This is a genomic window from Variovorax stachyos, from assembly GCF_051400855.1.
GTDB lineage: Bacteria > Pseudomonadota > Gammaproteobacteria > Burkholderiales > Burkholderiaceae_C > Variovorax.
Window position 1 is genome coordinate 91,742 of record NZ_JBLFFN010000006.1, and the last position, 26,729, is coordinate 118,470.

31 protein-coding genes are annotated in these 26,729 nt (G+C 67.7%); 11 read left to right on the forward strand and 20 right to left on the reverse strand.

Going from position 1 to position 26,729, the window contains the following annotated elements; genetic code table 11:
• Positions 1-19 precede the first annotated feature (19 nt).
• Positions 20-802 (reverse strand): hypothetical protein, encoded by a 783-nt coding sequence (locus ACMGEZ_RS12890; protein WP_436822666.1) that lies wholly within the window; start codon positions 800-802, stop codon positions 20-22.
• A 1-nt stretch (position 803) separates the two neighbouring features.
• Positions 804-1,052 carry a hypothetical protein gene (locus tag ACMGEZ_RS12895; RefSeq protein ID WP_436822667.1) on the reverse strand — a complete coding sequence of 83 codons (249 nt, stop codon included), beginning with the start codon at positions 1,050-1,052 and terminating at the stop codon, positions 804-806.
• 304 nt (positions 1,053-1,356) lie between these two features.
• Between ACMGEZ_RS12895 and ACMGEZ_RS12900 the strand changes: the two genes are divergently transcribed.
• From ACMGEZ_RS12900 to ACMGEZ_RS12930, 7 genes are read left to right on the forward strand one after another with little or no spacing between them, the layout of a single operon-like run.
• Positions 1,357-2,178 carry a creatininase family protein gene (locus tag ACMGEZ_RS12900; RefSeq protein ID WP_436822668.1) on the forward strand — a complete coding sequence of 274 codons (822 nt, stop codon included), beginning with the start codon at positions 1,357-1,359 and terminating at the stop codon, positions 2,176-2,178.
• 2 nt (positions 2,179-2,180) lie between these two features.
• Positions 2,181-2,987, forward strand: a complete 807-nt coding sequence (locus tag ACMGEZ_RS12905; RefSeq protein WP_436822669.1) for an ABC transporter ATP-binding protein — start codon at positions 2,181-2,183, stop codon at positions 2,985-2,987.
• The gene (locus ACMGEZ_RS12910) at positions 2,965-3,849 is read left to right on the forward strand and encodes an ABC transporter permease (protein WP_436822670.1); all 885 of its coding nucleotides are present in this window, start codon (positions 2,965-2,967) and stop codon (positions 3,847-3,849) included. The genes ACMGEZ_RS12905 and ACMGEZ_RS12910 overlap by 23 nt, the downstream gene beginning before the upstream one ends.
• The gene (locus ACMGEZ_RS12915) at positions 3,846-5,213 is read left to right on the forward strand and encodes an FAD-binding oxidoreductase (protein WP_436822671.1); all 1,368 of its coding nucleotides are present in this window, start codon (positions 3,846-3,848) and stop codon (positions 5,211-5,213) included. The genes ACMGEZ_RS12910 and ACMGEZ_RS12915 overlap by 4 nt, the downstream gene beginning before the upstream one ends.
• Positions 5,214-5,239: 26 nt before the next feature.
• Positions 5,240-6,259: an ABC transporter substrate-binding protein gene (locus tag ACMGEZ_RS12920; protein WP_436822672.1), complete on the forward strand. Its 1,020-nt coding sequence runs from the start codon at positions 5,240-5,242 to the stop codon at positions 6,257-6,259.
• Complete coding sequence (locus ACMGEZ_RS12925; protein WP_436822673.1) at positions 6,259-7,224, forward strand: PDR/VanB family oxidoreductase; 966 nt, start codon at positions 6,259-6,261, stop codon at positions 7,222-7,224. Before ACMGEZ_RS12920 ends, ACMGEZ_RS12925 begins: the two co-directional genes overlap by 1 nt.
• 47 nt (positions 7,225-7,271) lie before the next feature.
• Complete coding sequence (locus ACMGEZ_RS12930; protein ID WP_436822674.1) at positions 7,272-7,955, forward strand: TetR family transcriptional regulator C-terminal domain-containing protein; 684 nt, start codon at positions 7,272-7,274, stop codon at positions 7,953-7,955.
• 76 nt (positions 7,956-8,031) lie between these two features.
• Here the strand turns inward: ACMGEZ_RS12930 and ACMGEZ_RS12935 are convergent, their stop codons facing one another.
• The 7 genes from ACMGEZ_RS12935 to ltnD form a co-directional block, all read right to left on the reverse strand.
• Entirely contained in the window at positions 8,032-8,253 is a 222-nt protein-coding gene (locus ACMGEZ_RS12935) for a hypothetical protein (RefSeq protein WP_068679283.1), read from the reverse strand.
• A 279-nt stretch (positions 8,254-8,532) separates the two neighbouring features.
• Positions 8,533-8,991, reverse strand: a complete 459-nt coding sequence (locus ACMGEZ_RS12940; RefSeq protein WP_436822675.1) for a RidA family protein — start codon at positions 8,989-8,991, stop codon at positions 8,533-8,535.
• Positions 8,988-10,178: an amidohydrolase family protein gene (locus ACMGEZ_RS12945; protein WP_436822676.1), complete on the reverse strand. Its 1,191-nt coding sequence runs from the start codon at positions 10,176-10,178 to the stop codon at positions 8,988-8,990. The genes ACMGEZ_RS12940 and ACMGEZ_RS12945 overlap by 4 nt, the downstream gene beginning before the upstream one ends.
• Positions 10,175-10,990, reverse strand: a complete 816-nt coding sequence (gene otnI / locus ACMGEZ_RS12950; protein WP_436822677.1) for a 2-oxo-tetronate isomerase — start codon at positions 10,988-10,990, stop codon at positions 10,175-10,177. Before otnI ends, ACMGEZ_RS12945 begins: the two co-directional genes overlap by 4 nt.
• Positions 10,991-11,010: 20 nt before the next feature.
• A complete protein-coding gene (locus ACMGEZ_RS12955) occupies positions 11,011-11,673 on the reverse strand; it encodes a class II aldolase/adducin family protein (protein ID WP_436822678.1) in 663 nt (220 codons plus the stop codon).
• Entirely contained in the window at positions 11,670-12,932 is a 1,263-nt protein-coding gene (gene otnK, locus ACMGEZ_RS12960; protein ID WP_436822679.1) for a 3-oxo-tetronate kinase, read from the reverse strand. The genes ACMGEZ_RS12955 and otnK overlap by 4 nt, the downstream gene beginning before the upstream one ends.
• Positions 12,929-13,894 (reverse strand): L-threonate dehydrogenase, encoded by a 966-nt coding sequence (gene ltnD / locus ACMGEZ_RS12965; RefSeq protein WP_436822680.1) that lies wholly within the window; start codon positions 13,892-13,894, stop codon positions 12,929-12,931. Before ltnD ends, otnK begins: the two co-directional genes overlap by 4 nt.
• 70 nt (positions 13,895-13,964) lie before the next feature.
• On the opposite strand from ltnD, the gene ACMGEZ_RS12970 reads away from it, so the two are divergent.
• Entirely contained in the window at positions 13,965-14,252 is a 288-nt protein-coding gene (locus ACMGEZ_RS12970; RefSeq protein WP_436822681.1) for a hypothetical protein, read from the forward strand.
• Positions 14,253-14,309: 57 nt separating this feature from the next.
• Here ACMGEZ_RS12970 and ACMGEZ_RS12975 read toward each other — a convergent pair whose 3' ends face one another.
• Positions 14,310-15,164 (reverse strand): LysR family transcriptional regulator, encoded by an 855-nt coding sequence (locus ACMGEZ_RS12975; protein ID WP_436822682.1) that lies wholly within the window; start codon positions 15,162-15,164, stop codon positions 14,310-14,312.
• A gap of 119 nt (positions 15,165-15,283) precedes the next feature.
• On the opposite strand from ACMGEZ_RS12975, the gene ACMGEZ_RS12980 reads away from it, so the two are divergent.
• Positions 15,284-15,523, forward strand: coding sequence for a hypothetical protein (locus tag ACMGEZ_RS12980; protein WP_436822683.1), 240 nt, complete (start codon positions 15,284-15,286; stop codon positions 15,521-15,523).
• Positions 15,524-15,532: 9 nt separating this feature from the next.
• Here ACMGEZ_RS12980 and ACMGEZ_RS12985 read toward each other — a convergent pair whose 3' ends face one another.
• On the reverse strand, positions 15,533-16,462 hold the full coding sequence (locus ACMGEZ_RS12985; RefSeq protein WP_436822684.1) for a LysR family transcriptional regulator: 930 nt from the start codon (positions 16,460-16,462) through the stop codon (positions 15,533-15,535).
• Positions 16,463-16,521: 59 nt separating this feature from the next.
• Between ACMGEZ_RS12985 and ACMGEZ_RS12990 the strand changes: the two genes are divergently transcribed.
• Entirely contained in the window at positions 16,522-16,812 is a 291-nt protein-coding gene (locus tag ACMGEZ_RS12990) for a YlcI/YnfO family protein (RefSeq protein WP_436822685.1), read from the forward strand.
• Positions 16,809-17,129 carry a type II toxin-antitoxin system RelE/ParE family toxin gene (locus ACMGEZ_RS12995; RefSeq protein ID WP_436822686.1) on the forward strand — a complete coding sequence of 107 codons (321 nt, stop codon included), beginning with the start codon at positions 16,809-16,811 and terminating at the stop codon, positions 17,127-17,129. Before ACMGEZ_RS12990 ends, ACMGEZ_RS12995 begins: the two co-directional genes overlap by 4 nt.
• 140 nt (positions 17,130-17,269) lie before the next feature.
• Here the strand turns inward: ACMGEZ_RS12995 and ACMGEZ_RS13000 are convergent, their stop codons facing one another.
• The 9 genes from ACMGEZ_RS13000 to oxc form a co-directional block, all read right to left on the reverse strand.
• On the reverse strand, positions 17,270-18,280 hold the full coding sequence (locus ACMGEZ_RS13000) for a 2-dehydropantoate 2-reductase (protein WP_436822687.1): 1,011 nt from the start codon (positions 18,278-18,280) through the stop codon (positions 17,270-17,272).
• Positions 18,281-18,465: 185 nt separating this feature from the next.
• Positions 18,466-19,257 (reverse strand): fumarylacetoacetate hydrolase family protein, encoded by a 792-nt coding sequence (locus ACMGEZ_RS13005; RefSeq protein ID WP_436822688.1) that lies wholly within the window; start codon positions 19,255-19,257, stop codon positions 18,466-18,468.
• 7 nt (positions 19,258-19,264) lie between these two features.
• A complete protein-coding gene (gene sucD / locus ACMGEZ_RS13010) occupies positions 19,265-20,164 on the reverse strand; it encodes a succinate--CoA ligase subunit alpha (RefSeq protein WP_436822689.1) in 900 nt (299 codons plus the stop codon).
• Between the two features lies 1 nt (position 20,165).
• The gene (gene sucC / locus ACMGEZ_RS13015; protein ID WP_436822690.1) at positions 20,166-21,332 is read right to left on the reverse strand and encodes an ADP-forming succinate--CoA ligase subunit beta; all 1,167 of its coding nucleotides are present in this window, start codon (positions 21,330-21,332) and stop codon (positions 20,166-20,168) included.
• A 35-nt stretch (positions 21,333-21,367) separates the two neighbouring features.
• Entirely contained in the window at positions 21,368-21,688 is a 321-nt protein-coding gene (locus ACMGEZ_RS13020) for a hypothetical protein (protein ID WP_436822691.1), read from the reverse strand.
• A gap of 182 nt (positions 21,689-21,870) precedes the next feature.
• Positions 21,871-23,118 carry a formyl-CoA transferase gene (gene frc / locus ACMGEZ_RS13025; RefSeq protein ID WP_436822692.1) on the reverse strand — a complete coding sequence of 416 codons (1,248 nt, stop codon included), beginning with the start codon at positions 23,116-23,118 and terminating at the stop codon, positions 21,871-21,873.
• 10 nt (positions 23,119-23,128) lie between these two features.
• Entirely contained in the window at positions 23,129-23,554 is a 426-nt protein-coding gene (locus ACMGEZ_RS13030) for a PAS domain-containing protein (protein ID WP_436822693.1), read from the reverse strand.
• 21 nt (positions 23,555-23,575) lie between these two features.
• Positions 23,576-24,853, reverse strand: coding sequence for a formyl-CoA transferase (frc, locus tag ACMGEZ_RS13035; RefSeq protein ID WP_436822694.1), 1,278 nt, complete (start codon positions 24,851-24,853; stop codon positions 23,576-23,578).
• A 25-nt stretch (positions 24,854-24,878) separates the two neighbouring features.
• On the reverse strand, positions 24,879-26,666 hold the full coding sequence (oxc, locus tag ACMGEZ_RS13040; protein WP_436822695.1) for an oxalyl-CoA decarboxylase: 1,788 nt from the start codon (positions 26,664-26,666) through the stop codon (positions 24,879-24,881).
• Positions 26,667-26,729 lie beyond the last annotated feature (63 nt).

Sequence of the window (26,729 nt, forward strand, 5' to 3'; positions counted from 1 at the left end):
GCCCCCTCCGACCACCGCATCAGCCCATCAAGGTCGGATTGCGCCGCGCTTCGTCCAGCCTTTGCTGGCGCACCGTCTCGACGCACTGGGCGCTGCGGCGCATCTCGGGACGGGCGCATTGCTGGTTCATGCAGACGGCCCGGGCCACGAAGTTCAACCCCCCGCAGCGGGCGACGGGAGTCCCGACGCGGGCACTCCGCACCGGACCCGGCTTCGCAGCCGGTGGAGAGGACGTGCGCGCCGCCCGAGCCGTGGCGGGCGACTCCCGCACCGGGTTCGTGGCGGCGGCCTCCGGTGCCGGCAGCGGCGGCGTCGCGTCGGCTTGGGTTGCGGCCACCGGCGCGAGGCCCTGCGCAAGCCGCGCGGTCTCGGCAGCAGCCGGAGGATCGACCAACGCCACCACGCGCTCGATGGGCGCCGGCAGCGCCGCATGCTCCAGCGGCCGCGAAGGAGCACCCACGTCGCGCGGGCCATGTGCCAGGAACAACGCGACCGCGGTCACCGTGCCCCACAGCCCGATCAGCGCGAAGACGGGGTAGCGGGAGCCGCGCGCCGGGACATCGTCTCCCGTGACCAGCGGCGAGGAATGGGTTTCACCATCCGCCGTCGCGAAGTAGGCCGGCAGCTTGCCGTCGCAGGCTTTGCAGAAGCGCGCGTGGCGTGCATTGATGGTCTGGCAGGCTTCGCAGACTTCGGCTTGCGCGGGTTCGCTGCGCAGGCGCATCAGGTCCAGCAGGCTTCCGAAGGCAACGGCAGGGACCGGCCTCTGCCGCTCGGGAAAGACGAGGGCCGCGGCGCTCATTTCAGCGCTCCCAACGAACGGCGGTCAGGCCGTCGTGCTCTGGCGAGATCGCCATCAGGCGGCGCTGGAGCCGCATCTCCGACACCGCGAGCCGCGCGAAAAGGATCAGCTCGTCGTCCGACGGCTCGGGGCCGCCGCCCAGGTGCGCGCCGAAGGACCGCACGATCTGCATCTGCGCTGCGACTCGCAGCCGGGTCGCGTTGATGGCGGCACACGCAGCAGTCGCCTGCACGGGCATGGGAACGTTCATGTCGGACTCCTTGCGTCAGCAAAGCCCCGGGGCGTCTGTGTCGTCGATCTGGGCAGCCCGAAAGCCTTCGAAAGCGGAAGTTCTCGTTGTTGACCCCGGGCCCCCCCGCGCTTGTCGGACAACGCCTGATGCGCCCGTCATCGTCAGTTCAGGTACTTGAACAGACAAAAACAGTTGCCTGCGTTCGGTAGACCAAGTGATCAAATTTACTCATGACTGTCTTAAGTTCGGGAAAACCATGGCGTCGGTTTTTTTGTCCATATGGATAATTTTTCTATACACACCACGCGGACCGGCCTGTCTCATGAACACCACACGTCCCCTCAGCAGGTACTGGTCCGACCTGACCAGCGAAGCCTTCTCGCACCTGGATCGATCGCGCCTGATCGCGGTGCTCCCGGTGGGCGCCACCGAGCAGCATGGGCCGCACCTGCCGATGTCGACCGACACCGCCACCATCGACGGCATGGTTCGCGCGACGATCCCGCATCTGCCGGGCGATTTGCCCGTGCTGTTCCTCCCCACCGTGGCCTACGGCAAGAGCAACGAGCATTCGCGCTATCCGGGCACGCTCACCGTCTCGGCAACCACGCTGATCGCGATGTGGATGGAGATCGGTGCCTGCGTCGCGCGGGCGGGCGTGCGCAAGCTGGTGCTCTTCAACAGCCACGGCGGCCAGATGTCGGTGATGGACATCGTGGCGCGCGACCTGCGCGAGCAGCACGACATGATGGTGGTGGCCGCCAACTGGTACACGCTGGGCCTGCCCGAGGGCCTGTTCACCGCGCACGAAGGGCGGCACGGCGTCCATGCCGGCGACCTCGAGAGCTCGGTCATGCTGCATCTGGCACCCGATCATGTGCAGACCGCCCAGTTCCGCCACTTCCGCTCGATGACCGAGGACCTGGCCGAGGAAAGCAGGTTCCTCTCGATCACCCCGAGCGGCAAGCTGGGCTGGCAGATGCACGACATCAACCCGCAGGGCGCCGCCGGCGACGCCACGCGCGCGACTGCCGAGAAGGGCGCCGCGGTGCTCGACCACGTAGGCCGGCGCTTCGTCCAGCTGCTGCAGGAAGTCGACCGCTTCCCGCTGGAGCGCCTGGCCAACCAGCCGGCATGGCAATAAGCATGCAGCAAGCCACCCCTTCCACCACTGCAGCCCCGCTGGTCAGCCTGCGCAATGTGGGCAAGCGCTTCGCCAACGGCACGCTGGCGCTGCAGGGCATGACGCTCGACTGCGGCGAACACGACTTCATCAGCTTTCTCGGCCCCTCCGGCTGCGGCAAGAGCACGGCCCTGCGGCTGATCGCCGGCCTCACGCGCGCCAGTTCGGGCGAACTGCGCTGGCCGGCCGCGCAGCCGCGCCCCTCGAACCGCGACCGCGAGCTCGGCTTCGTGTTTCAGGAACCGACGCTGATGCCCTGGGCGCGGGTCTTCGACAACGTCTGGCTACCGCTCAAGCTGGCCGGCGTCTCGCGTGACGCCGCGGCGCCGGTGGTGAAGGAGGCGCTGGAGCGGGTGGGCCTGTCGCGCTTCGCCGAGGTCTATCCGCGCGAGTTGTCCGGCGGCATGAAGATGCGCGTATCGATCGCGCGGGCGCTGGTCACGCAGCCGCGCCTGCTGCTGATGGACGAGCCCTTCGCCGCGCTCGACGAGATGACCCGCATCAGGCTCAACAACGACCTGCTGGCGATCTGGCGCGAGCATCGCTTCTCGATCATCTTCGTGACGCACAGCGTCTACGAGTCGGTCTACCTGTCCAACCGCATCGTCGTGATGGCGCCGCGCCCCGGCCGCGTGGTCGAGGAGATCCGCATCGACGAGCCCTATCCGCGCGGAGAAGCCTTCCGCACCTCTCCCCGCTACAACGCGCACTGCACCGCGGTGTCGCAGTCCCTGCACGGAGCTCTCCATGGCATCGACATCGATCACTGAGAACCGGGCGCTGGCCGAGATGCAGCAGGCCGCGCCCAGCGCCGCCGAGCTGCAGGCGCGCGAGGCGCGGCTGCAGCGGCGCGAATCGCTGCTGCGACTGGCGGTGCCCACCGCCTTGGTGAGCGGCCTGCTGCTGCTTTGGGAAGTGCTGGTGCGCGTGAACGACGTGCCGCACTACATCATCCCCGCCCCCTCCCTGATCTTCACGACGCTCGTGGACAACTGGGGAACCCTCTCGTCCGCACTCTGGTTCACCGTCAAGCTCACGCTGTTGGCGCTGGCGGCCGCGATCGCCGGGGGAGTGCTGCTGGCGATCTGCTTTGCGCTGTTCAAGTGGGTGGAGATCGGCTTGTTCCCGATCGCGGTGATCCTGCAGGTGACGCCCATCATCGCCATCGCGCCGCTGATCCTGATCTATGTCTCGAGCACCACCGCCGCCCTGCTGCTGTGTGCCTGGATCGTGGCCTTCTTCCCGATCCTGTCGAACACGGTGATCGGCCTGAAAAGCGCCGACAGCAATCTGCGCGACCTGTTCCAGCTCTACAAGGCGTCGCCGTGGCAGCTGTTCCGCTACCTGCTGGTGCCCAGCGCGCTGCCTTACTTCATGGCCGGGCTCAAGATCGCCGGCGGCCTGAGCCTGATCGGCGCCGTCGTGGCCGAGTTCACCGCCGGCACCGCCGGGCGAGAGACCGGTCTGGCTTCGCGCATCCTGGAGTCGAGCTTTCGCACCGAGATCCCGATGATGTTCGCGGCGCTGTTCCTCGTGTCGCTGCTGGGCATCGCGATCTTCGTCGTCTTCGCGACCCTGTCTCGCATGGTGCTCGGCCACTGGCACGAGAGCGAGATGCGGAGGGAGCGATGAGAGCGCCCAGGGTGGACTGGGATGCCGTCGCCCGCGAGCTGCGAGGCCTCAACGTCATCGCCTCGCCGGCCCAGCGCAAGCAGCTGTCCAAGGACTTCTATTGGTACAGCCCGATCCTGACCGAGCAGCTCGCCGGCTGCGTGGCCGATCTCGTGGTCAAAGTGAGCACCGAGGACGACGTTCGGCAAGCCGCTGCGGTCGCCGCCCGTTGGAAGCTGCCCCTGACCGTGCGCGCCGGCGGCACCGGCAACTACGGCCAGTGCGTGCCGCTCGCGGGCGGGCTGGTGCTCGACGTCACGCCGATGTGCAGGGTGCTGGAGATCGGCGAGGGCCGGGTGCGCGTGCAGGCCGGCGCGCGCATGCACGACATCGAACAGGCGGTCGCCGAGACCGGCCAGGCGTTGCGCATGTGGCCGTCTACCTGGCAGGTGGCCTCGATCGGCGGCTTTATCGCCGGCGGCTTCGGCGGCATCGGCTCGATCCGCCACGGCATCCTGCGCGACCCGGGCAACCTGCTGCGCGCGCGGGTGATGTCGGTGGAGCGCGAGCCGCGCGTGATCGAGCTTCATGGCGACGAGATCCAGCAGGTGCACCATGCCTACGGCACCAATGGCGTCATCCTCGATGTCGAGGTGGCGTTGAGTCCCGCGGTCGACTGGGTGCATTGCATCGCCCTCTTTCCTACTTACCGCCAGGTCCTGGAGTTCGGCGTGGCTGCCAGCACGCCGGCCATCGACCTGTTCCTGCTCTCGGCGGTGGATGCGCGCTTCTCGCCCTATTACGCCAGCCTGGGCGACCGCTTCCCGACCGACCGTCATGCCATGTTCGCCATGGTGGCCCCCGACTCGATACCGGCTTTCCGCGCACTCACTGCCCGCCACGGCGGCTGCATCTCGCTCGAGGGCACCGAGGCCGCCTTGCATGCGGCCGGCCTGCCGCCCGCTTACGAGTGCGCCTACAACCACACCACCCTGCAGGCGCTGAAGGTGGACCGCAGCTGGACCTACCTCCAGGTGGCCTATGCCCAGCCCTTCGACCCGGCCGTGGTGGACCGCCACATCGCCGTCTTCGGCGACGACGTGCTGCAGCACCACGAGTTCGCGCGCGCCGGCGGCGAGTACGGCACCTTCTCGATCCTGCTCGTGCGCTGGAAGGGCGAAGCGCACCAGTACGAAGTCATGCGCGAGATCGAGTCCCAGGGCGGCTGCGTCATCTTCAATCCGCACGTGGTGACCATCGAGGACGGCGGCATGAAGACCATCGACACCCAGCAGATCGAATTCAAGAAGCGCAGCGATCCGATGGGCCTCATGAACCCCGGCAAGACGCGCGGCTGGACCGCCGCCATGGCCCGCGAGGCCTGACAACACACCCACGAAAGGAACCGACCATGCGACTGCAAGCCCCCTTCTTCGCCCGCCCCCTGCTCGCCGCCCTCCTCGCGGGCAGCGCCTTCGCTGCCGCCGCCCAGGACAAGGTGGTGCTCGCCACCAACTGGCGCGCCCAGCCGGGCCACGGCGGCTTCTACCAGGCACTGGCCGACGGCACCTACAAGAAGTATGGGCTCGACGTGGAGATCCAGCAGGGCGGTCCGCAGGTCAACAACCGGCCGATGCTGCCCGCCGGCAAGGTCGACTTCCTGATGACCGGCAACATGCTGATGGCCTTCGACAACATCAAGCAGAAGGTGCCGACGGTGGTGGTGGCGGCCTACTTCCAGAAGGACCCGCAGGCGATCATCGCCCACCCGGGCCAGGGCATCGAGAAGTTTTCGGATCTCACCAAGGCCAAGACGGTGCTGCTCGCCAAGGACGGCCAGATCAGCTACTGGCAATGGATGAAGAAGGCCTACGGCATGCGCGACGAGCAGGTTCGTCCCTACAACTACAGCCTGTCCCAGTTCCTGGCCGACAAGCAGTCGGTGCAGCAGGCCTATGCGACCTCGGAGCCACTGGCGGTCGAGAAGCAGGCCGGCTTCAAGCCGGTGGTGCTGTCGCTGGCCGATGCGGGCTGGTCGACCTACGGCATGGTGATCGAGACGCGGCAGGAGCTGGTGAAGAACAAGCCCGACCTGGTGCGCCGCTTCGTCGAGGCCTCGAACATCGGCTACTACAACTACCTCTACGGCGATCGCAAGGCGGCGGACGCGCTGATCAAGAAGATCAATCCCGACATCGGCGACGACTACATCGAGAAATCCATGCCCATCCTGCGCGCCCACATCGACGTCGGCGACGCGGCGGCCCAAGGCATCGGCGCGATCAGCGACGCGCGGATGAAGGACTTCTACGACAAGACCGTCGCAGCCGGCCTCTACAAGCCCAGCGACTTCAACTACGCCGAGGCGTACACCACGCAGTTCGTCAACAAGGGCATCGGGCTGGAGTTGCGCAAGGCTGCGGCGAAATAGTGATGCCCGAGCGCACCCTCACCGTGCGCGTGGCGCGCATCGCGCGCCAGACGCCGGAGATCCTGTCCTTCGAACTGGCGCATCCCGCAGGCCGCGCACTGCCGCCCTACCAGGCCGGCGCGCACATCGACGTGCACATGCCGGGCGGCTTCATGCGCCAGTACTCGCTGGCGCGCGCCCATGAAGAGGCCGCGCCCTCCACGTACCTGATCGGCGTCAAGCGCGAGGCCGAAAGCCGCGGCGGCTCCGCCTCGATGCATGCCAGGGTGCGGGAAGGCGATCTGCTGCCGGTCAGCGTGCCGCGCAACACCTTCCCGGTCCACGCCGAGGCCCGACGCCACCTGCTGCTGGCCGGCGGCATCGGCATGACCCCGCTGCTGGCCATGGCGCAGGCGCTGGCGCGCCGCGGTGCCGACTTCGAGCTGTGCCTGTTCGTGCGCAGCGAGGACCACCTGGCCTTCGCCGAGGCGCTGCGTGCACCCCTGCTGGCGCGGCATGTGCGGCTGCACTTCGATGCCGCAGGCGCGGCGCAGAAGATCGACCTGCGCCCGCTTTTGGCAGAGTACCGCGAGGGTAGCCATCTCTACGTCTGCGGCCCCGGCGGGTTCATGCAGGCGGTGCGGGCGGCGGCGGCCCACTGGCCCGAGGAGGGCCTGCACGCCGAGTACTTCGCCGCGCCGGCGGAGGCGGTCGCCGGCGGCGGCAAGCCCTTTCAGCTGCGGCTCGCCCGGCGCGGCATCACCCTGCCGGTGAGCGCCGACCAGAGCGCGGTCGATGCACTGCGCGCCTTCGGCATCGACATCCCGGTGTCCTGCGAACAGGGCCTCTGCGGCACCTGCGTGGTCGGTGCCGAGGGCTCGGGCGCCGAGCACCGCGACTTCTGCCTGACCCGCGGCGAGCGCGCAACCAAGGTGGCGCTGTGCTGCTCGCGCGCCCGCGCAGAGGAGCTGGTCCTCGACCTTTGAGCCACGATGAACCGCGTGCACCGGTGCTCTGGCACCATGCAGTCCCCATGACCCGCCGACCCAGCGCCACCGCCAAGGACCCCGCCATCGCCATGGCCGAGGAGCCCGATGCGCCAGCCACCCGCGGCCGGGCGCGCAAGTACACGCAGATGCTGGGCGTGATCTACCAGGCGGCCATCGAGGTCTTCGCGGCGGACGGCCTGGCAGGCGCCTCGACCCAGGCCATTGCCGACCGGGCCGGTCTCTCCAAGGCGCAGCTGCACTACTACATCGAGAGCAAGGAGGCGCTCTACCGCCAGGTGCTGCAGGACATCATCAACGACTGGATCGGCGTGTTCGGATTCAGCGAGGAGGCCTTCGGCCCGCGCAAGGTGCTGACGGACCTGATCCACCGCAAGATGCTGTTCTCCTTCGAGCATCCGCTGCGCTCGCGCATCTTCGCGGCCGAGATGATGCGCGGGGCGCCGGTGATCCGCGACATGATGGGAACGAGCAAGCAGCGCACCCAGCAGGCTGCCGCGGTCATCCAGAACTGGATCGGGCGTGGGCTGATGGACCCGTTGGACCCGCTGCTCTTCCTGTTCCATCTCTGGGCCGTGACGCAGTTCTACGCCGATCATGCGGCCCAGGTGGCCTTCTTTCGGGAAACGCCGGCCAGCGACGAGAAGGACCGCCGCTATCTGACCGAGCAGGTGACGGAGTTCCTGCTGAAAGGCGCCGGGGTCCGCTGAGGCGGAATGCGCCGCGCGCCCGGTGTCATCGAACAGTCAAATCGCGTCAGCGACTGACCACTTCGTCACTCGCTGTTCAATGAGGCTCGAGAGGCTGCACGAAGGGGGTCGCGTACTCGCGGCCGATCATGCCGCGCGCGAAGAGGTAGTTGTTGCGGGCCTTCTCGCTCATCGCGTCGAGATTGACCATGCCCGTGCTGTCGCACGGAAAGGCCAGCGCGCGGCCCTGGTTGAACAGAGACTGAAACCGGATCTCGAACGCGGCTGCAGTCTGCATCGAAGAAGAACTGTGCGACATGATCGTCTCCTGCGGGCGGCCAAAAGTCTTGGTGCCTGGATCAAAAAAAAAGCTGGTGCGGGACCCCGCTCTCCGATTGCCTTGCATCAATCGTGCCGGGCTCAGCTCGGATAACGATCCACGCCGCTCAGCGGCTCAGGGGATTACGCAAAAAGGCGAGCGCCCGTTGTGCGAAATGCCACGATTTGCGAGATTTGCGCGAGACCTTTTCGACACAGGGACGCGCGGACACAAGCCCCGGGCGCGTCGCCGGGCGCCTTGCGTTCCGACCGGCGCCAGTCAGTGCTGCGGCAGATACATCGTCGCCTCCACCTCCACCAGCACGTCGTCCGACGGAAGGAAACGCGACACCTCCACCACCGTGCTGACAGGCGGCTCCCCGGCATAGAACAGGGCGCGCACGCGGTTGTAGAGCGCGTAGTCGGGCAGGCGGCGGAAGTACTGCACCAGCTTGACGACGTCGTCCATGGTTCCGCCATGCTCGGCCGCGATCTGGCGGATGCGCTCCAGCACGAACCAGCTCTGGGCCACGACCGGCGCCTCGAATACGTCGACCGACATCTGGCCAGTGGCATAGCCGAGCCCGCGCAAGGCGTCGCGCGCCTCGCCGGGGATGTCCTCATAGCCCATGACCGCGCGCCGGGTCGTCGGATCGACCGCAACCACGCCGCTCATGAAGACGAAATCGCCCACGCGCTTGGCGGCAGCGTAGTTGGCCATCGGTTTGCCCATGCTCATTCGCTTTGCTCCAGCAGTTGGCCGGCCCGGATGACGGTGCGTCGCCGTCCAGCCGCGTCCAGCAGTTCGTATTCGTCGCGCGCGGCCAGCAGCACCAGGTCGGCCGGGCAGCCCGGGGCGATGCGGCCGTCCCAGGGCAGCCCGAGCGCACGCGCGGGGCTGACGGTGATCGAATCCAGCCAGTCGGCGGCGGGCGCCAGGTGCGCCATCTGGACGCCCAGGCCGAAGGTCTCGACCAGGTCGTAGCCGCCGTAGGGATAGAAGGCGTCCTGCACGTTGTCGGTGGCCAGGCTGGCGCGCAGGCCCGCGGCCGCGGCCTCGCGGATGCGCGTGATGCCGCGCGGCACCGGCGTGCGGTCCCACGCGCCCTGCAGGTAGAGGTTGGTCGTCGGCAGGCCCACCAGGTGCAGGCCGGCCTGGGCGCACAAGGCCAGAGTCTCGCGGGCGAAGTCCTGGTGCTGCACCGACAGCGAGCAGGCATGGCCGCACACCACGCGCCCGTGCCAGCCGCGCGCGATCGCCAGTTGGGCGATGCTGCGCAGGCCGGTGGCGTCGGCATCGAGGCCCTCGTCGACGTGGAAGTCCAGCGCCAGCCCGTATTGCTGCGCCAGGTCGAACACCCGCCCCAGCTTGTAGACGATGCCTTCGTTGCGATACACGAAGGCGCCCAGCACGCCGCCCGCGCCTTGCACCGCCTGGGCGATGCGCTCGCCGGCGGCCGGGTCGGCGTAGGCGTCGAGCGGCACCAGCGCGACGAACTGCAGCGCGATGCGGCCCTGCCACTGCGCGCGCAGCGCCTCGAAGACGGCGAGCGAAGCCGGCGCATCGTCGCCGATCCAGTCCAGGTGCGTCCGCAGCGCGCGCGTGCCCGAACGCCAGGCTTCGCCGAGCGCGCGTGTCATGCGCGCCCGCAGCGCCTCGGCGGTCCAGCCGGCGCGGTGCGCGGCCATGCGCTCGATCGCCGCGAAGAGGTTGCCCTGGGCCGCACCGACCTCCCGCACGGTGTAGTTCTTGTCGATGTGCGCATGTGCATCGACCAAGGCGCTCAGCAGGATGCCGCGCGCGGGCTGCGAGCTCGGCGCGACGGAGACGACCCGGGTGCCGGCGAGCACCACGTCGAAGACCTCCGCCTCGCCGGCCTCGAAGCCCCGCAGGCGCGCCGGGATCCGTACCGCCTCGAGCTTCATGCAGGCGGCAGGGCGCGCAGCCAGCCCAATCCGTCCGAGGTGCCGCGCGCCACGGCGCCGCGGGCAGGCCGGTATTCGCAGCCGACCCATCCCTCCCAGCCGCATTGCGCCGCCACCTCGTCGATCACCCGGAACAGGTAGGGGTGGTTCAGCTCGCCGACGTCGGGCTCGTGGCGTTCGGGCACGCCCGCGATCTGGAAATGCCCCACGCGGCCGGTGGGCAGGTACTTGCGGATCTTCATCGCCACGTCGCCCTCGACGATCTGGCAGTGGTACAGGTCCATCTGCACCTTGAGGTTGGGCGCACCCACCGCTTCGGCGATTTCGTGGGCATGGTCCTGGCGGTTCAGGAAGAAGCGAGGGATGTCGCGCGTGTTGATGGGCTCGATCAGCAGATCGCGCCCGGCCTTGGCCGCCTCGGCCGCGGCCCAGCGCAGGTTGTCGATGTAGGTGGGCTGCACCGCCTCTCGCTCCACGGCGGCCGGGACCAGGCCGGCCATCACGTGCACGCGCGGGCAGCCCAGGGCCTCGGCATAGTCCAGGGCCTTCAGCAGGCCCTCGCGGAACTCGGCCTCGCGCCCGGGAACACAGGCCAGGCCGCGCTCGCCGCCCTCCCAGTCGCCGGGGGGGCCGTTGAAGAGCACCTGCTGCAGGCCGTTCGCCGAGAGCCGGGCCGCCAGCTCGCGCTGCTCGTAGGGATAGGGGAAGAGGTACTCGACCGCCTGGAAGCCATCCTTTGCGGCGGCCTCGAAGCGGTCGAGGAAATCGAGCTCGGGATAGAGCATCGAGAGATTGGCGGCGAACCGTGGCATGGGATGTGTCCTTCGTTCTCTTACCAGCGCGCGCCGAAGTGGCGGCGCAGCTCGTCGATCCGTGCCGGCGCCAGCGGCTGCGCCGACTGCTTGTTCAATAACCAAAGCCGGGCAGTCTCTTCGAGCTCCTCCAGCACGGCCATGGCGGCGGCGGGCGTGTCGTGCCAGACATTGGGGCCCAGGCGCTCCAGCATCACAGCGCGGATCGGCGTGCCGCGCTCTCCGTAGCGCTCGATGGCCTGCGCCACCTGCTCGGCCGCTTCGGGCGCGCCGGGTCGGTGGTAGGGGACCACCGGCACATGACCCACCTTCATCACGAAATAGGGCGTGAGTGCCGGCAGCAGCTCCTCGCCCGGCGCGTCCAGCGTGAGTGCCACGCAGTGCGTGCTGTGGGTGTGGATCACGCAGCGCGTGCCGGGGTCGAAGCGCGTGGCGGCGGCGTGGATGCGGGCGTGCAGCGCGATGGTCTTGCTGGCGCGGTCGCCGCCGGTCTGGTTGAGGCTGGCGTCGAGCCGGGCGAGCTTAGCCGGGTCGAGGAAACCCAGGCAGGCATCGGTCGGGGTGATGAGATAGCCGTCGTCCAGCCGCATGCTGATGTTGCCGGCGGTGGCGTGCACATGGCCGCGCTCGAACAGGCTGCGGCCGATGCGGCAGATCTCTTCGCGTGCCTGGCTTTCACTCATCCGAGCAATGTAAATGCTTTCGTGAAGAAGTCGTCGGTGCCGAAGTTGCCGGACTTGAGCGCGATGTGCAGGCCGACGCCGCCCTCGGCCCGTGCGTGGCACCAGGGCACGCCGGGATCGATCTGCGCGCCGATCTGCAGTTGCCCGATGCCCAGCGCCTGCACGCAGGCGCCGGAGGTCTCGCCACCCGCCACCACCAGCTGCCTCACGCCCTGCGCGACGAGGCCGCGGGCGATGGCAGCGATGGTGCGCTCCACCATCGCTCCGGCCTCCTCGACCCCGAGCCGGCCCTGGACCGATTGCACGGCCCCGGAGTCCGCCGTCGAATAGACCAGCACCGGGCCGTCCTCGAGCAAGGGCGCGGCCCAGGCCAGTGCCTCGGCGGCCACATCCACGCCCTTCGCGATGTCCAATGGATCGATCGCCAGCGCCGGCCTGCCCGATTCGATGAAGTGACGCACCTGCCGATTGGTGGCCAGCGAGCAGCTGCCGGAAACCACGGCGCGCAAGCCGCCCGCTGCCGGCAGCGCGCCGGCCTCGGTGGAGGGCGTGATGCCGAAGTTGGCCGGCAGCCCGATGGCCACGCCGGAGCCGGCCGTCACCAGCGGCAGGTCCGCCAGCGCGGGGCCGAGGCGCAGCAGGTCTTCGTTCGAGACCGCGTCGACGATGGCGATGCCCACGCCATCGGCGCGCAGCGCGCCGATGCGCTCGCGGATCGCCTCCGGTCCGCGGGCGACCACCGCATGGTCGATCAGCCCTACCTTGCGGTGCGTCTGCGCCTGCAGCACACGGACGAGGTTGGGGTCGGTCATCGGCGTGAGCGGATGGTTCTGCATGCCGCTCTCGTTGAGCAGCACCTCGCCCGCGAACAGGTAGCCCTTGAACACGGTTCGCTTGTTGTCGGGAAAGGCGGGGGTCGCGATGGTGAAGTCGGTGCCGAGCGCCTCCATCAGCGCCTCGGTCACCGGGCCGATGTTGCCCTGCGGCGTGCTGTCGAAGGTGGAGCAGTACTTGAAGTAGACCTGCCGCGCGCCCTGCGCCTGCAGCCAGCGCAGCGCGGCGAGCGACTGCGCCACCGCCTCGGCCGGCGCGATGGTGCGCGACTTGAGCGCCACCACCACCGCATCCACATCGGTGGCAAGCGGCGCGCTCGGCACCCCGATGGCCTGGACCACGCGCATGCCGGCGCGCACCAGGTTGTTGGCGAGATCGGTCGCGCCGGTGAAATCGTCGGCGATGCAGCCCAGCAGCAAGGTCATGGTTCGTTCTTGTCGGCGTTGGAAGGCGAGGGCAGCTCGATGCCCGGGAAGATCTTGATCACGGCGCTGTCGTCCTCCCGGGCGAAGCCCGCGCTGGAGGCCTGCATGAACATCTGGTGCGCGGTGGAGGCCAGCGGCAGCGGAAACTTGCTGGCCCGCGCCGTGTCGAGCACCAGGCCGAGGTCCTTGACGAAGATGTCGACCGCCGACAGCGGCGTGTAGTCGCCCGCCAGCACATGGGCCATGCGGTTCTCGAACATCCAGCTGTTGCCCGCGCTGTGCGTGATGACCTCGTACAGCGCCTCGGCCGCCACGCCCTCGCGCAGGCCCAGGGCCATGGCCTCGGCCGCGGCGGCGATGTGCACGCCGGCCAGCAGCTGGTTGATGATCTTCACCTTGCTGCCGGCGCCGGCGCGGTCCCCCAGGCGGTACACCTTGCCGGCCATGGCGTCGAGCAGCGCATCGGCCCCGGCATAGGCCTGCGGCTTCGCCGAGCTCATCACCGTCATCTGGCCGCTCGCGGCCTTGGCGGCCCCGCCCGAGATCGGCGCATCAACGTAGTGGATGCCGGCCGTTCCGAGGCGCTCCTCGAGCGCCATCGACCAGTTCGGGTCTACGGTGGAGCACATCACGAACACGCTGCCGGGCTTCATCGCGGCAGCCGCGCCCTGCTCCCCGAACAGCACGGCCTCGGTCTGCTCGGCGTTGACCACGACCGACACGAGCAGTTCGCATTGGGCCGCCACCTGCGCCGGCGTGGCCCAGGCGACGCCGCCCTGCTCGGCAAAGGCGGCGGCGACGCCTGGACGCGCATCGCACACGTGCATTTCATAGCCCTTGCTGCGCAGCGTGGCCGCAATGCCAGCGCCCATGGCGCCCAGGCCGACGAGTCCTGCTTTTTTCATGGAGGGTTCCAAAGAGAGTGTCGAACAAAGGCTCGGCCCTTGTCTCCAGAGGCGCATGCTAGCAACTGCTCTTGTCCTCGGCCGACCCGCATGATAAGAATCGCCAGCGCCTCAACCAAGGAAAACCATGGACAAAGTTGGAGACAAGGGCGACCTGGGCGACGGCTTTGCGCGTGCTGACACGCGCGAGCACTGGACCACCTGCATGCGCTACGCGCTGGAGGGGGTGATTGCGATCATCGCCCTCGGCGCGGCGCTCGCATCGATCCCGTATTGGGGCGGGGCGGACTTCCCCGTGACGAGCCTGGTGATCTATGTCGCGGGCATGGTGTTCATTGCCATGCCGCTGTGCCTGTACTACGAATCGCTGCTGCAGTCGCAGCGGCAAAGTCCGGCAATGCCGGGCGCGCACTAGAGCCGCAGGCCTTCTCGGTCCACCGGGCGTCGCTGCCGCCTGCGCGGTACGTCGTCCTCACGGACCAGGGCTGGCGCTCGCAACCCGCCGCAGGCCTTCGAGCGCAGGCTCGACGATGCGCGCATCGGCCCCCACTGCGTAGACCGCGTAGGCCGGATACAGGAACTCCGGCGTGCGGGGCACGCGTCTCAGCTGGCCCGATTCGAGATGCCCGCGCACCACGTCGAGCCGGAAGTAGCCGGTGCCGCCGGCCGCGAGCAGGTACTCGCGGCCGAGGGGCCCCAGCCCGGCCATCACCGCGGCGCTCGACAGCTCGGGAAAGGCGAGCCCGTGCTGCGCCGCGAACTCCGGTCCCCAGTCGACATACACATAGTCGGCCGGCTCCGGCACGCGCGGCCGCTTCGCGGTCGTGACCATGACGAGCTTCTCCTCGATCAGCAGCTCCACGCGCAGGCCGGGCCGCTGCTGGGGCGCATAGGCGACGGCGATGTCGAGCACGCCCGCTGCCACCTTGTCGAGCAGGTCCGGGGGCTCGCCCACCTCGGTGCGAAGCGCCAGCTTGGGCTCGGCGGCGCGCATCCACAGCAGCCATCGCAGCAGCAGCGGATCCCACAGGCTGATCTCGCAGCCCATCGCGACGACGGCACGGCTGCCGGTCGGCACCGCCACCTGGTGGCGCGCACGCGCCCAGACCTGCACCAAGGTGGTCGCGTGCGGCAGGAACTGCTCGCCGGCCGGAGTGAGCACGGCGCCCGCCTTGTTGCGCACGAAGAGCCTGCGGCCGAGCAGCTGCTCGAGTGTGCGCACGCGCGCGCTGACCGAGGTCTGCGTGACGTGCAGGCGCTCTGCCGCGCGCTGGAAGCTGCGCGTCTCCACGATCTCCAGGAAGGTCCGGGCCAGATTGATGTCCACGGCGGCACCTGTTTGGTTGAATGCATGATTTTTGCATTCAACTGGCAATAAATCTCGTTGTACTTATTGGAAAGCCGAGCCGAAGATCAATGCATCTCCCGTCTTCCAAGGAAACCGCCATGTCCATCCTTCAACGAACCTTGAGCTCGAGTCGCGCCACCGGTGCCCGGACCCGCTTCCTCGGGGCATTGGCCGCGGAGGCTCGTGAACTCCTCAAGGCCTTGCTCGGCCCGAACGCGCTGGTCGAAGAGGTCCAGCAGATGCGAGCCCTGCAGCTCGCGGCCGAACGCGTCGAGTCCAGCAATGCGGCGCGCGCCGCCTGGTTGCGCTCGCGCGCCTCGCGCACCGGGCTGCGCTGAGCGAAACCGCTAGTGCGCCGCGTCGAGCGGCACGATCTGCGCGATCAGCGCGGCGCCGTCGCTCACCAGGAAGTCCTTGAAGGCCTGCGCCACGGGCGGCAGGCGCTTGGTGCGCAGGTGCACCACGTACCAGTTCAGCATCAGCGGAAAGCCCTGCACGTCGAGCACGCGCAGGCTGCCGGCCTTCAGCTCCTGGCTGATGGTGTGCGCCGACAGGAAGCTCACGCCCATGCCGGCGATCACCGCCTGCTTGATGGTCTCGGTGCTGCGGATCTCCATCGCGATGTTGAGGCCGCGCAGGTCGCCGCCGAAGCCGTCCTCCATCGAGTGCCAGGTGTCGGAGCCTTTCTCGCGCACGACGAAGGGCTCGCGCATCAGCCTGGTCAATGGAATGTTCTTCGTGCCGACCAGCGGATGGTTCGGCGCCGCGACGATCACGTAGGGATGCGGCGCGAAGGGCTGGTGGACGGTGTCCATGCCGGTGGGCGGGCGCACCATGATCGCCAGGTCGGTGAGGTTCTCGGCGATGCGGGTCAGCAGGTCCTCGCGGTTGTGGACCGTGAAGTTCAGCGTTACGCCGCGGTGGCGCCCGGCAAACTCCACCAGCAGCCGCGGAAAGAAGTAGTCGCCGGCGCTGATCACGCCCACGTTGAGCCGGCCGCCCGAGACGCCGCGGAACTGCGTCATCGCGTGCTCGGCCGCCTCGAACTGCTGGATGATGGCGCGGCTGATGGCGAGCAGCTCGGTGCCGGCCGGCGTCAGGTAGATCTTCTTGCCGAACTGCTCGAACAGCACGTTGCCGGCATGCTCCTCGAGCTTGCGGATCTGGGTGGAGACGGCCGGCTGCGTGAGGTGGAGCTCCTCCGCGGCGCGCGAGAAGCTCAGCAGCCGCGCGACCGCCTCGAAGACCTTCAGCTGGCGCAGGGTCGCGTGCTTCATCCGGGAAATGTAAGCGCGCCAGCGCGCCTCAATGCAGAGGTACACTCATCGAATCGCATTTGCAACGCACCATCATCATGAAGACCGCAACCTTCCCATCCCTTCGTGTCGAGCCCGAACTGCGCGAGGCGGCCGAGAGCGTACTTCGTGACGGCGAGACGCTGACGAGCCTTATCGAAACGGCGATGCGCGAAACCATTCACCGCCGTCGGGTGCAGGCCGAGTTCCTTGCTCGCGGCTTGACGTCGAGCGAGGACGCCAAGCGCACCGGCAAGTACCACTCCGCGGCGGCTGTGCACGGCGAGCTTCAGCGCAGGCTGGAGGCCCGGCGCAAGCAGGTGCTTGGATGAAGGGTGACTTCGAGGTTCGCTACACCGACACAGCCCGCGACGATCTGCTCCGTCTCTTTGATTTCTTGCTTCACCGTGCTCAGACCGCCGAAGATTTCGACGCTGCGCAAATCGCGATCGACACCATCACCACAGACGTCGAAAGCCACCTGTGCCGCGCTCCCTTCATCTTTCGGAAGGCTGGCCAAAGCCCTTTCCTGCGAGAACTGGTCATTCCATTCCGCAGCGCTGGATACGTCGTCCTCTACGAGATTGAAGATGGAACGACCATCAACATCCTGGCCGTTCGACATCAGCTCGAAGACGACTACCACTGAAAAACTCGGTTGCAGCCAATTCGGTCCTGAGAACGCGTCGATTGCAGTCCCGTCAAAAATGCGGTCCTCCAAGTAAGCGCGTCGGGTCGAGGGCGCGCAGCCCGATTCGGGCGCGGCGGGTGCGTCTCATGGCGTCGCCTTCAGGCCATCTCGTGGAGACGTACTCGCCCGCGCTGGTCTTCCATCGTGCGCGCCAGCAACTTGACGAGCGAATACACCGTGTCGATGTGCGGCGTCGAGGTGTCGGTGAGGCGGGCCAGCTCCACCACCGCGCCCACCAGCGCATCGATCTCCGGCGCGCGCCCGGCCTCCACGTCCTGCAGCATCGAGGTCTTGTGCTTGCCCACCTTCTCGGCGCCGGCAATGCGCTTTTCCAGCGACACGCGGAACTCGATGCCCAGCTTGTGGGCGACGGCCTGGGCCTCGCGCATCATCGCCGTGGCCAGCTCGCGGGAAGGCGGGTACTGGCAGATGTCGACCAGCGTTGAATGCGACAGGCTGCTGATGGGGTTGAAGGTCAGGTTGCCCCACAGCTTGAGCCAGATCTCGGCACGGATGTTGTCGAGCACGGGCGCCTTGAAGCCCGCCTCGCTGAAGCAGGCGGAGACCCGGTTCACGCGTTCGCTTGCGGTGCCGTCCAGCTCGCCGACGGGAAAGCGGTCGCCCTCGATGTGCTTCACCACGCCCGGCGCCACCAGCTCCGAGGCGGGGTAGACCACGCAGCCGATGACCCGCTCCGCCGGGATGCTGGAGGCCACCACGCCGCGCGGATCGACGCTCTTCACCGTCGTGCCTTCGAGCGGTCCTCCGTGCTTCTGGAAGTACCAGTAGGGGATGCCGTTCTGCATCGTCACCACGACCGTCTGCGGGCCGAACAGCTTCGGCACCTCACTGGCCACCGCTTCGACCTGGTGGGCCTTCATCGCGAGGATGACGATGTCCTGTGCGCCGGCCTGCTCGTAGCGGTCGGTCGCCTTGACCTTGCGCGCGACCTGCTCCTCGCCCTCGGCCGAGATCAGCCGGATGCCGTTCGTCGCGATGGCATCGAGGTTGGCTCCCCGCACGATGAACGTGACGTCTTCGCCGGCCAGCGCGAGCTTCGCTCCGACCAGGCCGCCGATCGCGCCGGCGCCTATCACTGCTATCTTCATGTCGATCCTTGAAGTGTTGAATCTTTTGCGGCGTCAGAAGGTATGAATGAATCCGGCGGGCCCGAGCTGCCTGTCCAGGCGTACCCAATCAAGGCGCAAAGCGCAGCCGTAGCCTGAGCTACGGCGAGCATTTGCAACGCAGAGTGGGTGCGCCTGGGCAGGATGAGCGGGCATGGCGGGTTCGTTCATACCTTCTCTCCCTCGCCGAATCGATTGCTCAGCCTGCCGATGCCGTTGATCTCGACCTCGACCAGGCTGCCCGGCTTCATCGAGCCGACGCCGACCGAGGTGCCGCACAGGATCACGTCGCCGGGATGCAAGGTCATGTCGCATGAGATCAGGCTGACCAGCTGCGCAACGGAAAAGCGCATGTCGCTGATGGGGTAGTGCTGCCGCGCCGCGCCGTCGAGCAGCGTGGTGACGGTGAGCGACGTGGGGTCCAGGCCGGTGGCGACTGCAGGCCCCATCGGGCAGAAGGTGTCGAAGCCCTTGGCGCGCGCCCATTGGGCGAAGGAAGCGTCGCGGTGGAGGATGTCGGCCACGGTCACGTCGTTGGCGCAGGTGTAGCCGAACACGTGCTCCAGCGCCTGCGCTTCGGGCACCGCGGTGCAGGTCTTGCCGATGACGATGCCGAGCTCGCCCTCGAACACCACCTTGCCCTCGCACAAGGGCTTGCGGATCGGCTCCCCGGCCGCGAGGAAGGAGTTGGGGGCCTTCAGCAGGTACAGGGGCTCGGCCGGCACGGGCAGCTGGAGCTTCTCGCCGAGCGCATGGAAGTTGTTCCACAGCGCGATGACCTTGCTGGGCTGGGTGGGCGTGAGCAGCCTGAGCTCGTCGAGCGCGAACACGCTGCCGGTCGGCTCGGGCGCGGCGAACATGTCGCCGCGGTGCTCGCGCACGTGCTTGCCGTCCAGCGTGCCGAAGCCGGTCTTGCCGCTGCGTTCGAAGCGGACCCATCGTTGTTGCGGTTGCTGCATGTCTCTCTCAATCGAAGGGAAGGTAGTCGGGGATGACCAGCGAGGCGAGCAGCTTCCCGATGTCGGCGGGATTGCGCGTGACGTGGATGCCGCAGTCCTTCATCACCGCCAGCTTGGCTTCCGCCGTGCCCAGTCCGCCGGACACGATGGCGCCCGCGTGGCCCATGCGCTTGCCCGGCGGCGCGCTGGCGCCCGCGATGAAGCCGACCACGGGCTTGCGCATGTGGTCCTTGATCCAGCGTGCGCAGCGTTCCTCGGCATCGCCGCCGATCTCGCCGACCATGATCACGGCGTCGGTGTGCGGGTCGTCATTGAAGAGTTTCAGCACGTCGATGTGCGCGAGCCCGCCGACCGGGTCGCCGCCGATGCCGACCACCGTCGACTGGCCGATGCCGAAGGCGGCGAGCTGGCTGGCGGCCTCGTAGGTCAGCGTGCCGGAGCGCGACACCACGCCGATGCGGCCGCGCTGGTGGATGTGGGCCGGCATGATGCCGATCTTGATCTCGTCGGGCGTGATCAGGCCCGGGCAGTTCGGGCCCAGCAGCAGGGTCTTGCCGCCAAGCATGCGATGCCGCGTGCGGATCATGTCGCGCACCGGGATGCCCTCGGTGATGCAGATGACCAGGTCGAGCCCCGCATCGACCGCCTCGTCGATGGCGGCGGCCGCGAAGGGCGGCGGCACGTAGATCACCGAGACCGTCGCGCCGGTCCGCTCCTTCGCCTCCCGGACGGTGCCGAAGACCGGGATGCCGTCGAGCGATTCGCCCGCCTTGTGAGGGTTCACGCCGGCGACGAAGCACTTCCTGCCGTTGCCGTACTCGCGACACGCGGCGGTGTGGAAGCGCGCGGTCTTGCCGGTGATGCCTTGCGTGATCACGCGGGTGTTCTTGTTGACGAGGATCGACATGTCATCGGCTCCTTGCGGCGGCGACCGCCAGCTCGGCCGCATCGGCCATGTCTTGGGCGCTGACGATCGGCAGGCCCGACTGCGCGAGCAGGGCCCGGCCCTCCTTCTCGCGGGTGCCCTTCATGCGCACGACCATCGGCACCTTGAGCCCGACCTCGCGCGCGGCGGCGATCACGCCCTGCGCGATCAGGTCGCATTTCATGATGCCGCCGAAGATGTTGACCAGGACGGCCGCGAGCCGGGGGTTGCGCAGCATCAGCTTGAAGGCCTCGGCCACCTTCTCGGCGGTTGCGCTGCCGCCCACGTCGAGGAAGTTGGCGGGCGCGCCGCCGTAGAGCCGGATCGCGTCCATGGTCGCCATCGCCAGGCCGGCGCCATTGACCAGGCAGCCGATATTGCCGGGCAGCGAGACGTAGGAGAGCTCGAACTTCGCGGCCTCGACCTCGGCCGGATCCTCTTCGTCGAGGTCGCGCAGCGCGGCGATCTCCGGATGGCGAAACAGCGCATTCGCATCGAAGTCGAACTTGGCGTCGAGCGCCAGCACGCGGCCATCGCCGGTCAGGGCCATCGGGTTGATCTCGGCCAGCGAGGCATCGCATTCGTCGAAGGCGCGGTAGAGGTTCTGCATCAGGGCGCGCGCCTGCGGGATCGCCTTTTCCGGCAGGCCGATCCCGCGTGCGATGGCGTCGGCCTCGGCGGGTCTCAGGCCGGTGCCCGGATCGATGCAGAGCTTGTGGATCCGTTCCGGCGAACGGGCCGCCACCTCCTCGATGTCCATGCCGCCCTCGCCCGAGGCCATCAAGGCGACGCGCTGCGCCTCGCGGTCCACCACGAGGCCGAGGTAGAACTCGTGGCCGATGTCGGCGCCCTCCTCGACCAGCAGGCACTTGACGACCCGTCCTTCGGCACCGGTCTGAGGCGTCCGCAAGCGCATGCCCAGGAGGTTGGTGGCGTGCTGCCGGACCTCTGCGATCGATCGGGCCACTTTCACGCCGCCACCCTGGCCGCGGCCGCCGGCGTGGATCTGGGCTTTGAGCACCCAGGTCTCGCCACCGAGTTGCATTGCCGCCTCCGCCGCCTCGTCGGCCGAGCGGCAGGGAAATCCGCGCGGCGTGGCCACGCCGAATTTCCGCAACAACTCCTTGCCCTGGTATTCGTGGATATGCATGGCGGTGTGCGGCTATTCGGGGGTCCAGGCGAATTTCAGATGCCGAGCTCGCTGCCACCCGCCTGCGCCCAGTCGAAATACCTGGACGGGGGCGCGCTGCAACGCTGGATGTGTTGTGCCTTTTTCTGCTGGATGACCGCGGCGAGGAAGGCCGCGTCGTAAGACTTCAGCAGGTGCGGCTGGCAGGTCTGAAGGTAATGGCAGATGCGCGCGGCCGGGTCCTGGCTCGCGCCCATTAATTCTTCGTAGGTGCGGCTGTCCCAATGCCACCGGAAGCCCAATTCATAAAACGCCGCGTTGTAGGCATTGCGCTCCATTTCGTCGTTTCGGTATTGAATTGGCAAATCATTGATCATGGCTTTCTCCTTCAAATTGAATGCCGCGGTCAGGTCGATTGAATTCGCTCGGCATGGTCAAATGTAGGAGGATCGATCAATAAATAACAGTGAAACTATTTTATTAAATGCATTCGCTATAAGTTATGGATTGGGCGCGTAGCACCGCAGTCCGGCCCAGCCCCGAGCTCAGGGCCCGCGCCTCAGATCACGCCTTCCTGGCGCAGCATCGCCACGTCGTCAGCGCCATAGCCCAGCTGGCGCAGCACTTCCTCGGTGTGCTCGCCCAAGAGCGGCGAGCGCGTCACCTCGGTCGGGCTGTCCGACAGCTTGATGGGATTGCCCACCGTCAGGTACTTGCCTCGGGTCGGGTGCTCGACCTCGACGATGGTGCCGCTCTCGCGCAGCGATTCGTCGGCGGCGATCTCCTTCATCGAGAGGATCGGCCCGCAGGGAATGTCGTACTGGTTGAGGATCTCCATGGCCTCGAACTTGTCCTTGGTCATGGTCCATTGCTCGATGCGCGCGAAGATCGGCTTCAGGTGCAGCAGGCGTGCGGCCGGCGTGGCGTAGGCCTCGTCGGTGATCCAGCCCTCCTCGCCGATCACCTTGCACACCGCCGGCCAGACCGCCCCCTGGGTGATGAAGTAGATGTAGGCGTTGGGATCGGTCTCCCAGCCCTTGCAGCGCAGGATCGAACCCGGCTGGCCGCCGCCCGAGGCGTTGCCGGCGCGCGGCACCGCGTCGCCGAACTTGCCGTCGGGGTACTGCGGGTATTCGTGCAGGGTGCCGGTGCGCTCCAGCCGCTGCTGGTCGCGCATCTTCACGCGGCAGAGGTTGAGCACGGCGTCCTGCATCGGCGCCAGCACCTTCTGGCCGCGCCCGGTGGTGTTGCGCTGGTAGAGCGCTGCCATGATGCCGAGCGCCAGGTGCAGGCCGGTTCCGCTGTCGCCGATCTGCGCGCCGGTGACGACCGGCGGGCCGTCCTCGAAACCGGTGGTCGACGCCGCGCCGCCGGCGCACTGGGCGACGTTCTCGTACACCTTGCAGTCGGCGTACTTGCCGGGCCCGAAGCCCTTGACCGAGGCCACGATCATGCGCGGGTTGAGGTCCTGGATATGGCTCCAGGTGATGCCCATGCGGTCGAGCGCGCCGGGCGCGAAGTTCTCGACCAGCACGTCGCAGGTCTTGATCAGCGTGTCGAGCACCTGCTTGCCCTTGGGCTTCTTGGTGTCCAGCGTGATCGAGCGCTTGTTGTGGTTCAGCATCGTGAAGTAGAGGCTGTCCACGCCGGGAATGTCGCGCAGCTGGCCGCGCGTCGCGTCGCCCTCGCCCGCGCGCTCGACCTTGATCACGTCGGCGCCGAACCAGGCAAGCAGCTGGGTGCAGGTGGGGCCGGACTGCACATGGGTGAAATCCAGAATGCGGACGCCTTCGAGGGCCTTGCTCATCGTTTGTCTCCTAGGTCTTCGCTTCGACTTCTGCCAGACGGGCGCGCAGCTTGCGCTCCTCGGCGAAGCGGGCCGTTTCGTCGCGCACGATCGCGACGATACCCGTGACCTTGCGATCCTCGGAAAACAGCATCGACACGGTGAAGGCGATCGACAACGTATGCCCGTCCTTGTGCAGGGCGGGCACGCGCAGCAGGTCGGCGCCGTACTTGGTGATGCCGGTGGCCATGGTCTTCTGGTAGCCCTCCCAGTGCCGCCCGCGCTGGCGCTCCGGGATGATCAGGTCGAGCGAACGGCCCAGCGCCTCGGCCTCGGTGAAGCCGAAGATGCGCTCGGCGGCCCGGTTCCAGAGCGTGATGGCGCCTTGCGCGTCCGCGACCATGATCGCGTCGCCAGCACCGCCGACGAGCTGAGCGAGATCCACATTCGGTTGCAAACCAAACCTCCCTTCGCGACTTCACACCACCTTGGCTTCGCGCAGATTGACGATCTGGTCCTTGGTGTACCCCAGCTCCGCCAGCACCTCGTCGGTGTGCTCGCCCAGGAGCGGCGAGGCCGTCACCTCGGGCTTGAGGTCCGAGAACTTGATCGGGCTGCCGATGGTCCAGTAGGTGCCGCGCTCCTTGTGCGGCACTTCGACGATGGAGCCGCTCTTGCGCAGCGACTCGTCGCGCAGAAGTTCCTTCATCGACAGCACGGGCGCGCAGGGGATGTCGAACTTGCGGAAGATGTCGACGGCCTCGAACTTGGTCTTGTCCTTGATGAAGTCCTCGATGGTCGCGAAGATCTGCTCGATGTGCGGCTGGCGGGCCTTGGCGGTCATGTAGTCGGGGTCGGTCTTCCACTCGGGCTTGCCCAGCGCTTCGCAGATCGGCTCCCAGGCGTGGCCCTGGACCGTGAAGTAGATGTAGGCGTTGGGGTCGGTCTGCCAGCCCTTGCACTTGAGGATCCAGCCGGGCTGACCACCGCCGCCGGCATTGCCGCCGCGCGGCGTCACCTTGTCCTTGAACGCCTCCATCTCGTGCGGGTACTGGGGGTACTCCTCCAGGTAGCCCACGCTTTCCAGGCGCTGCTGGTCGCGCATCTTCACGCGGCAAAGGTTGAGCACGGCGTCCTGCATCGAGCAGGCCACCTTCTGGCCCTTGCCGGTCTTCTCGCGGCCAATGATGGCCGTCAGGATGCCGATGGCCAGGTGCATGCCAGTGTTGGAGTCACCGAGTGCGGCCGCCGAGATGGTGGGCTGCGAGTTCTCGCCCTTCCACCAGCCGGTGGTCGAGGCGGCACCTCCGGCGCACTGCGCCACGTTCTCGTAGACCTTCAGGTCCTCGTAGTGGTGGCCTTCGCTGAAGCCCTTGACCGACGCGTGGATCAGCTTGGGGTTGAGTTCCTGGATGCGTTCCCAGGTGAAGCCCATGCGGTCGAGCGCACCGGGACCGAAGTTCTCGACCAGCACGTCGGATTCGCGCACCAGCTGTTCGAGCACCGCCTTGCCTTCCGGCTTCTTGGTGTCCAGCGTGATCGACCGCTTGTTGCTGTTGAGCATGGTGAAGTAGAGCGCGTCGACGTTCGGGATGTCGCGCAGCTGGCTGCGGGTGACGTCGCCGGCCCCCGGCCGCTCGACCTTGATGACGTCGGCTCCGAACCAGGCCAGCATCTGCGTGCACGCGGGCCCGGCCTGGACGTGGGTGAAGTCGATGATCTTGATGCCGTTGAGAGGTTTGTTGTTGCTGCTCATGTGATGCTCCTGTGTTGCCTGGGAATTACTTCTTCTTCGCCGTGCTCGGGTTGAGACTGGTGATACGGCCGCTTTCGGTGCCGGCGGTCTCGTCGATCACGGCGTTGATCAGGGTCGGCCGGCCGGAGGCGACGGCCTCGCTCAGCGCCTTCTGCAGCTCTTCCGCGGTGGTGGCGTGCACGCCGACGCCGCCGAAGGCTTCCATCAGCTTGTCGTAGCGCGCGTCCTTGACGAACACGGTCGGTGCCACGTCGGCGGTGCCGCTGGTGTTCACGTCGGTGCCGCGGTAGACACCGTTGTTGTTGAAGACGATGACGCAGACCGGCAGGTTGTAGCGGCAGATGGTCTCGACCTCCATGCCGCTGAAGCCGAAGGCGCTGTCGCCCTCGATGGCGATCACCGGCTTGCCGGTGACCACGGCCGCCGCGACCGCGAAGCCCATGCCGATGCCCATGATCCCCCAGGTGCCCACGTCGAGGCGCTTGCGCGGCTCGTACATGTCGACGATGCTGCGCGCGAAGTCCAGCGTGTTGGCGCCCTCGTTGACGACGATCGCGTCGGGCCGCGCCTTCACCTGGTCGCGGATCACGCTGAGCGCGCTCTGGAAGTTCATCGGCGAGGGCCGCGCGGCCAGGGTGGCCGCCATCTTCGAGAGGTTCTTGTCCTTGCGCTCCGCGATGCCGCCGGTCCAGTCGGACGGGGGCTTGGCCCAATGGCCGTCGATGCCCGCGAGCAGCGCCGACACGCAGGAGCCGATGTCGCCGATCAAGGGCGCGGCGATCGCGACGTTGCTGTCGATCTCGGTCGGCGCGATGTCGATCTGGATGAACTGCTTGCTGCCCTTGTCCTGGCCCCAGGTCTTGCCCTTGCCGTGCGACAGCAGCCAGTTGAGGCGCGCGCCGACCAGCATCACCACGTCGGCCTCCTGCAGCACGTAGGAGCGGGCGGCGGCGGCCGACTGCGCGTGGGTGTCGGGCAAGAGGCCCTTGGCCATCGACATCGGCAGGTAGGGGATGCCTGTCTTCTCGATCAGTGCGCGGATGTCGGCGTCGGCTTGCGCATAGGCCGCGCCCTTGCCCAGCAGGATCAGCGGCTTCTTCGCTCCCTTGAGCAGATCGAGTGCGCGCTTCACCGCCTCGGGTGCGGGAATCTGGCGCGGCGCCGGGTCGACCACCTTGATCAACGACTTGCGCCCGGCCTCGGCATCCAGGGTCTGCGCGAACAGCTTGGCCGGCAGGTCCAGGTACACGCCGCCCGGGCGGCCCGAGAGGGCCGAGCGGATGGCGCGAGCGATGCCGACGCCGATGTCCTCGGCATGCAGCACGCGAAAGGCGGCCTTGCACAGCGGCTTGGCGATCGCGAGCTGGTCCATCTCCTCGTAGTCGCCCTGCTGCAGGTCGACGATCTCGCGCTCGCTGGAGCCGCTGATCAGGATCATCGGGAAGCAGTTGGTGGTGGCGTTGGCCAGCGCGGTCAGGCCGTTGAGGAAGCCGGGCGCAGACACGGTGAGGCAGATGCCGGGCTTCTGCGTCAGGAAGCCGGCGGCCGCGGCGGCATTGCCGGCATGCTGCTCGTGGCGGAACGAGATCACGCGCATGCCTTCTGCCTGCGCCATACGCGTGAGGTCGGTGATCGGGATGCCGGGCAGGCCGAAGATGGTGTCGATGTCGTTCAGCTTCAGCGCATCGATCACCAGGTGGAAGCCGTCGGTCGTCTCGCGGTCCGGCGCCTCGTCCGTCATGTTCTTGAGAGCCCGCGCGACCAACTCGTCGGCGGTCGGGTTGGCCTGCTTGGCGGTGCTGACTGAGGACATGTCTCTCCTTGTGCTTGGGTATGAATGGCCAGGGGCCGAGCCACGACTATGATTCGAGGCCAA

Coding starts and splice junctions, on each gene's coding strand:
- ACMGEZ_RS12890 (WP_436822666.1), bottom strand. CDS start 802: ATGAGCGCCGCGGCCCTCGTCTTTCCCGAGCGGCAGAGGCCGGTCCCT.
- ACMGEZ_RS12895 (WP_436822667.1), bottom strand. CDS start 1,052: ATGAACGTTCCCATGCCCGTGCAGGCGACTGCTGCGTGTGCCGCCATC.
- ACMGEZ_RS12900 (WP_436822668.1), top strand. CDS start 1,357: ATGAACACCACACGTCCCCTCAGCAGGTACTGGTCCGACCTGACCAGC.
- ACMGEZ_RS12905 (WP_436822669.1), top strand. CDS start 2,181: ATGCAGCAAGCCACCCCTTCCACCACTGCAGCCCCGCTGGTCAGCCTG.
- ACMGEZ_RS12910 (WP_436822670.1), top strand. CDS start 2,965: ATGGCATCGACATCGATCACTGAGAACCGGGCGCTGGCCGAGATGCAG.
- ACMGEZ_RS12915 (WP_436822671.1), top strand. CDS start 3,846: ATGAGAGCGCCCAGGGTGGACTGGGATGCCGTCGCCCGCGAGCTGCGA.
- ACMGEZ_RS12920 (WP_436822672.1), top strand. CDS start 5,240: ATGCGACTGCAAGCCCCCTTCTTCGCCCGCCCCCTGCTCGCCGCCCTC.
- ACMGEZ_RS12930 (WP_436822674.1), top strand. CDS start 7,272: ATGACCCGCCGACCCAGCGCCACCGCCAAGGACCCCGCCATCGCCATG.
- ACMGEZ_RS12935 (WP_068679283.1), bottom strand. CDS start 8,253: ATGTCGCACAGTTCTTCTTCGATGCAGACTGCAGCCGCGTTCGAGATC.
- ACMGEZ_RS12940 (WP_436822675.1), bottom strand. CDS start 8,991: ATGAGCATGGGCAAACCGATGGCCAACTACGCTGCCGCCAAGCGCGTG.
- ACMGEZ_RS12945 (WP_436822676.1), bottom strand. CDS start 10,178: ATGAAGCTCGAGGCGGTACGGATCCCGGCGCGCCTGCGGGGCTTCGAG.
- otnI (WP_436822677.1), bottom strand. CDS start 10,990: ATGCCACGGTTCGCCGCCAATCTCTCGATGCTCTATCCCGAGCTCGAT.
- ACMGEZ_RS12955 (WP_436822678.1), bottom strand. CDS start 11,673: ATGAGTGAAAGCCAGGCACGCGAAGAGATCTGCCGCATCGGCCGCAGC.
- otnK (WP_436822679.1), bottom strand. CDS start 12,932: ATGACCTTGCTGCTGGGCTGCATCGCCGACGATTTCACCGGCGCGACC.
- ltnD (WP_436822680.1), bottom strand. CDS start 13,894: ATGCGCCTCTGGAGACAAGGGCCGAGCCTTTGTTCGACACTCTCTTTG.
- ACMGEZ_RS12970 (WP_436822681.1), top strand. CDS start 13,965: ATGGACAAAGTTGGAGACAAGGGCGACCTGGGCGACGGCTTTGCGCGT.
- ACMGEZ_RS12980 (WP_436822683.1), top strand. CDS start 15,284: ATGTCCATCCTTCAACGAACCTTGAGCTCGAGTCGCGCCACCGGTGCC.
- ACMGEZ_RS12985 (WP_436822684.1), bottom strand. CDS start 16,462: ATGAAGCACGCGACCCTGCGCCAGCTGAAGGTCTTCGAGGCGGTCGCG.
- ACMGEZ_RS12995 (WP_436822686.1), top strand. CDS start 16,809: ATGAAGGGTGACTTCGAGGTTCGCTACACCGACACAGCCCGCGACGAT.
- ACMGEZ_RS13000 (WP_436822687.1), bottom strand. CDS start 18,280: ATGAAGATAGCAGTGATAGGCGCCGGCGCGATCGGCGGCCTGGTCGGA.
- ACMGEZ_RS13005 (WP_436822688.1), bottom strand. CDS start 19,257: ATGCAGCAACCGCAACAACGATGGGTCCGCTTCGAACGCAGCGGCAAG.
- sucD (WP_436822689.1), bottom strand. CDS start 20,164: ATGTCGATCCTCGTCAACAAGAACACCCGCGTGATCACGCAAGGCATC.
- sucC (WP_436822690.1), bottom strand. CDS start 21,332: ATGCATATCCACGAATACCAGGGCAAGGAGTTGTTGCGGAAATTCGGC.
- ACMGEZ_RS13020 (WP_436822691.1), bottom strand. CDS start 21,688: ATGATCAATGATTTGCCAATTCAATACCGAAACGACGAAATGGAGCGC.
- frc (WP_436822692.1), bottom strand. CDS start 23,118: ATGAGCAAGGCCCTCGAAGGCGTCCGCATTCTGGATTTCACCCATGTG.
- frc (WP_436822694.1), bottom strand. CDS start 24,853: ATGAGCAGCAACAACAAACCTCTCAACGGCATCAAGATCATCGACTTC.
- oxc (WP_436822695.1), bottom strand. CDS start 26,666: ATGTCCTCAGTCAGCACCGCCAAGCAGGCCAACCCGACCGCCGACGAG.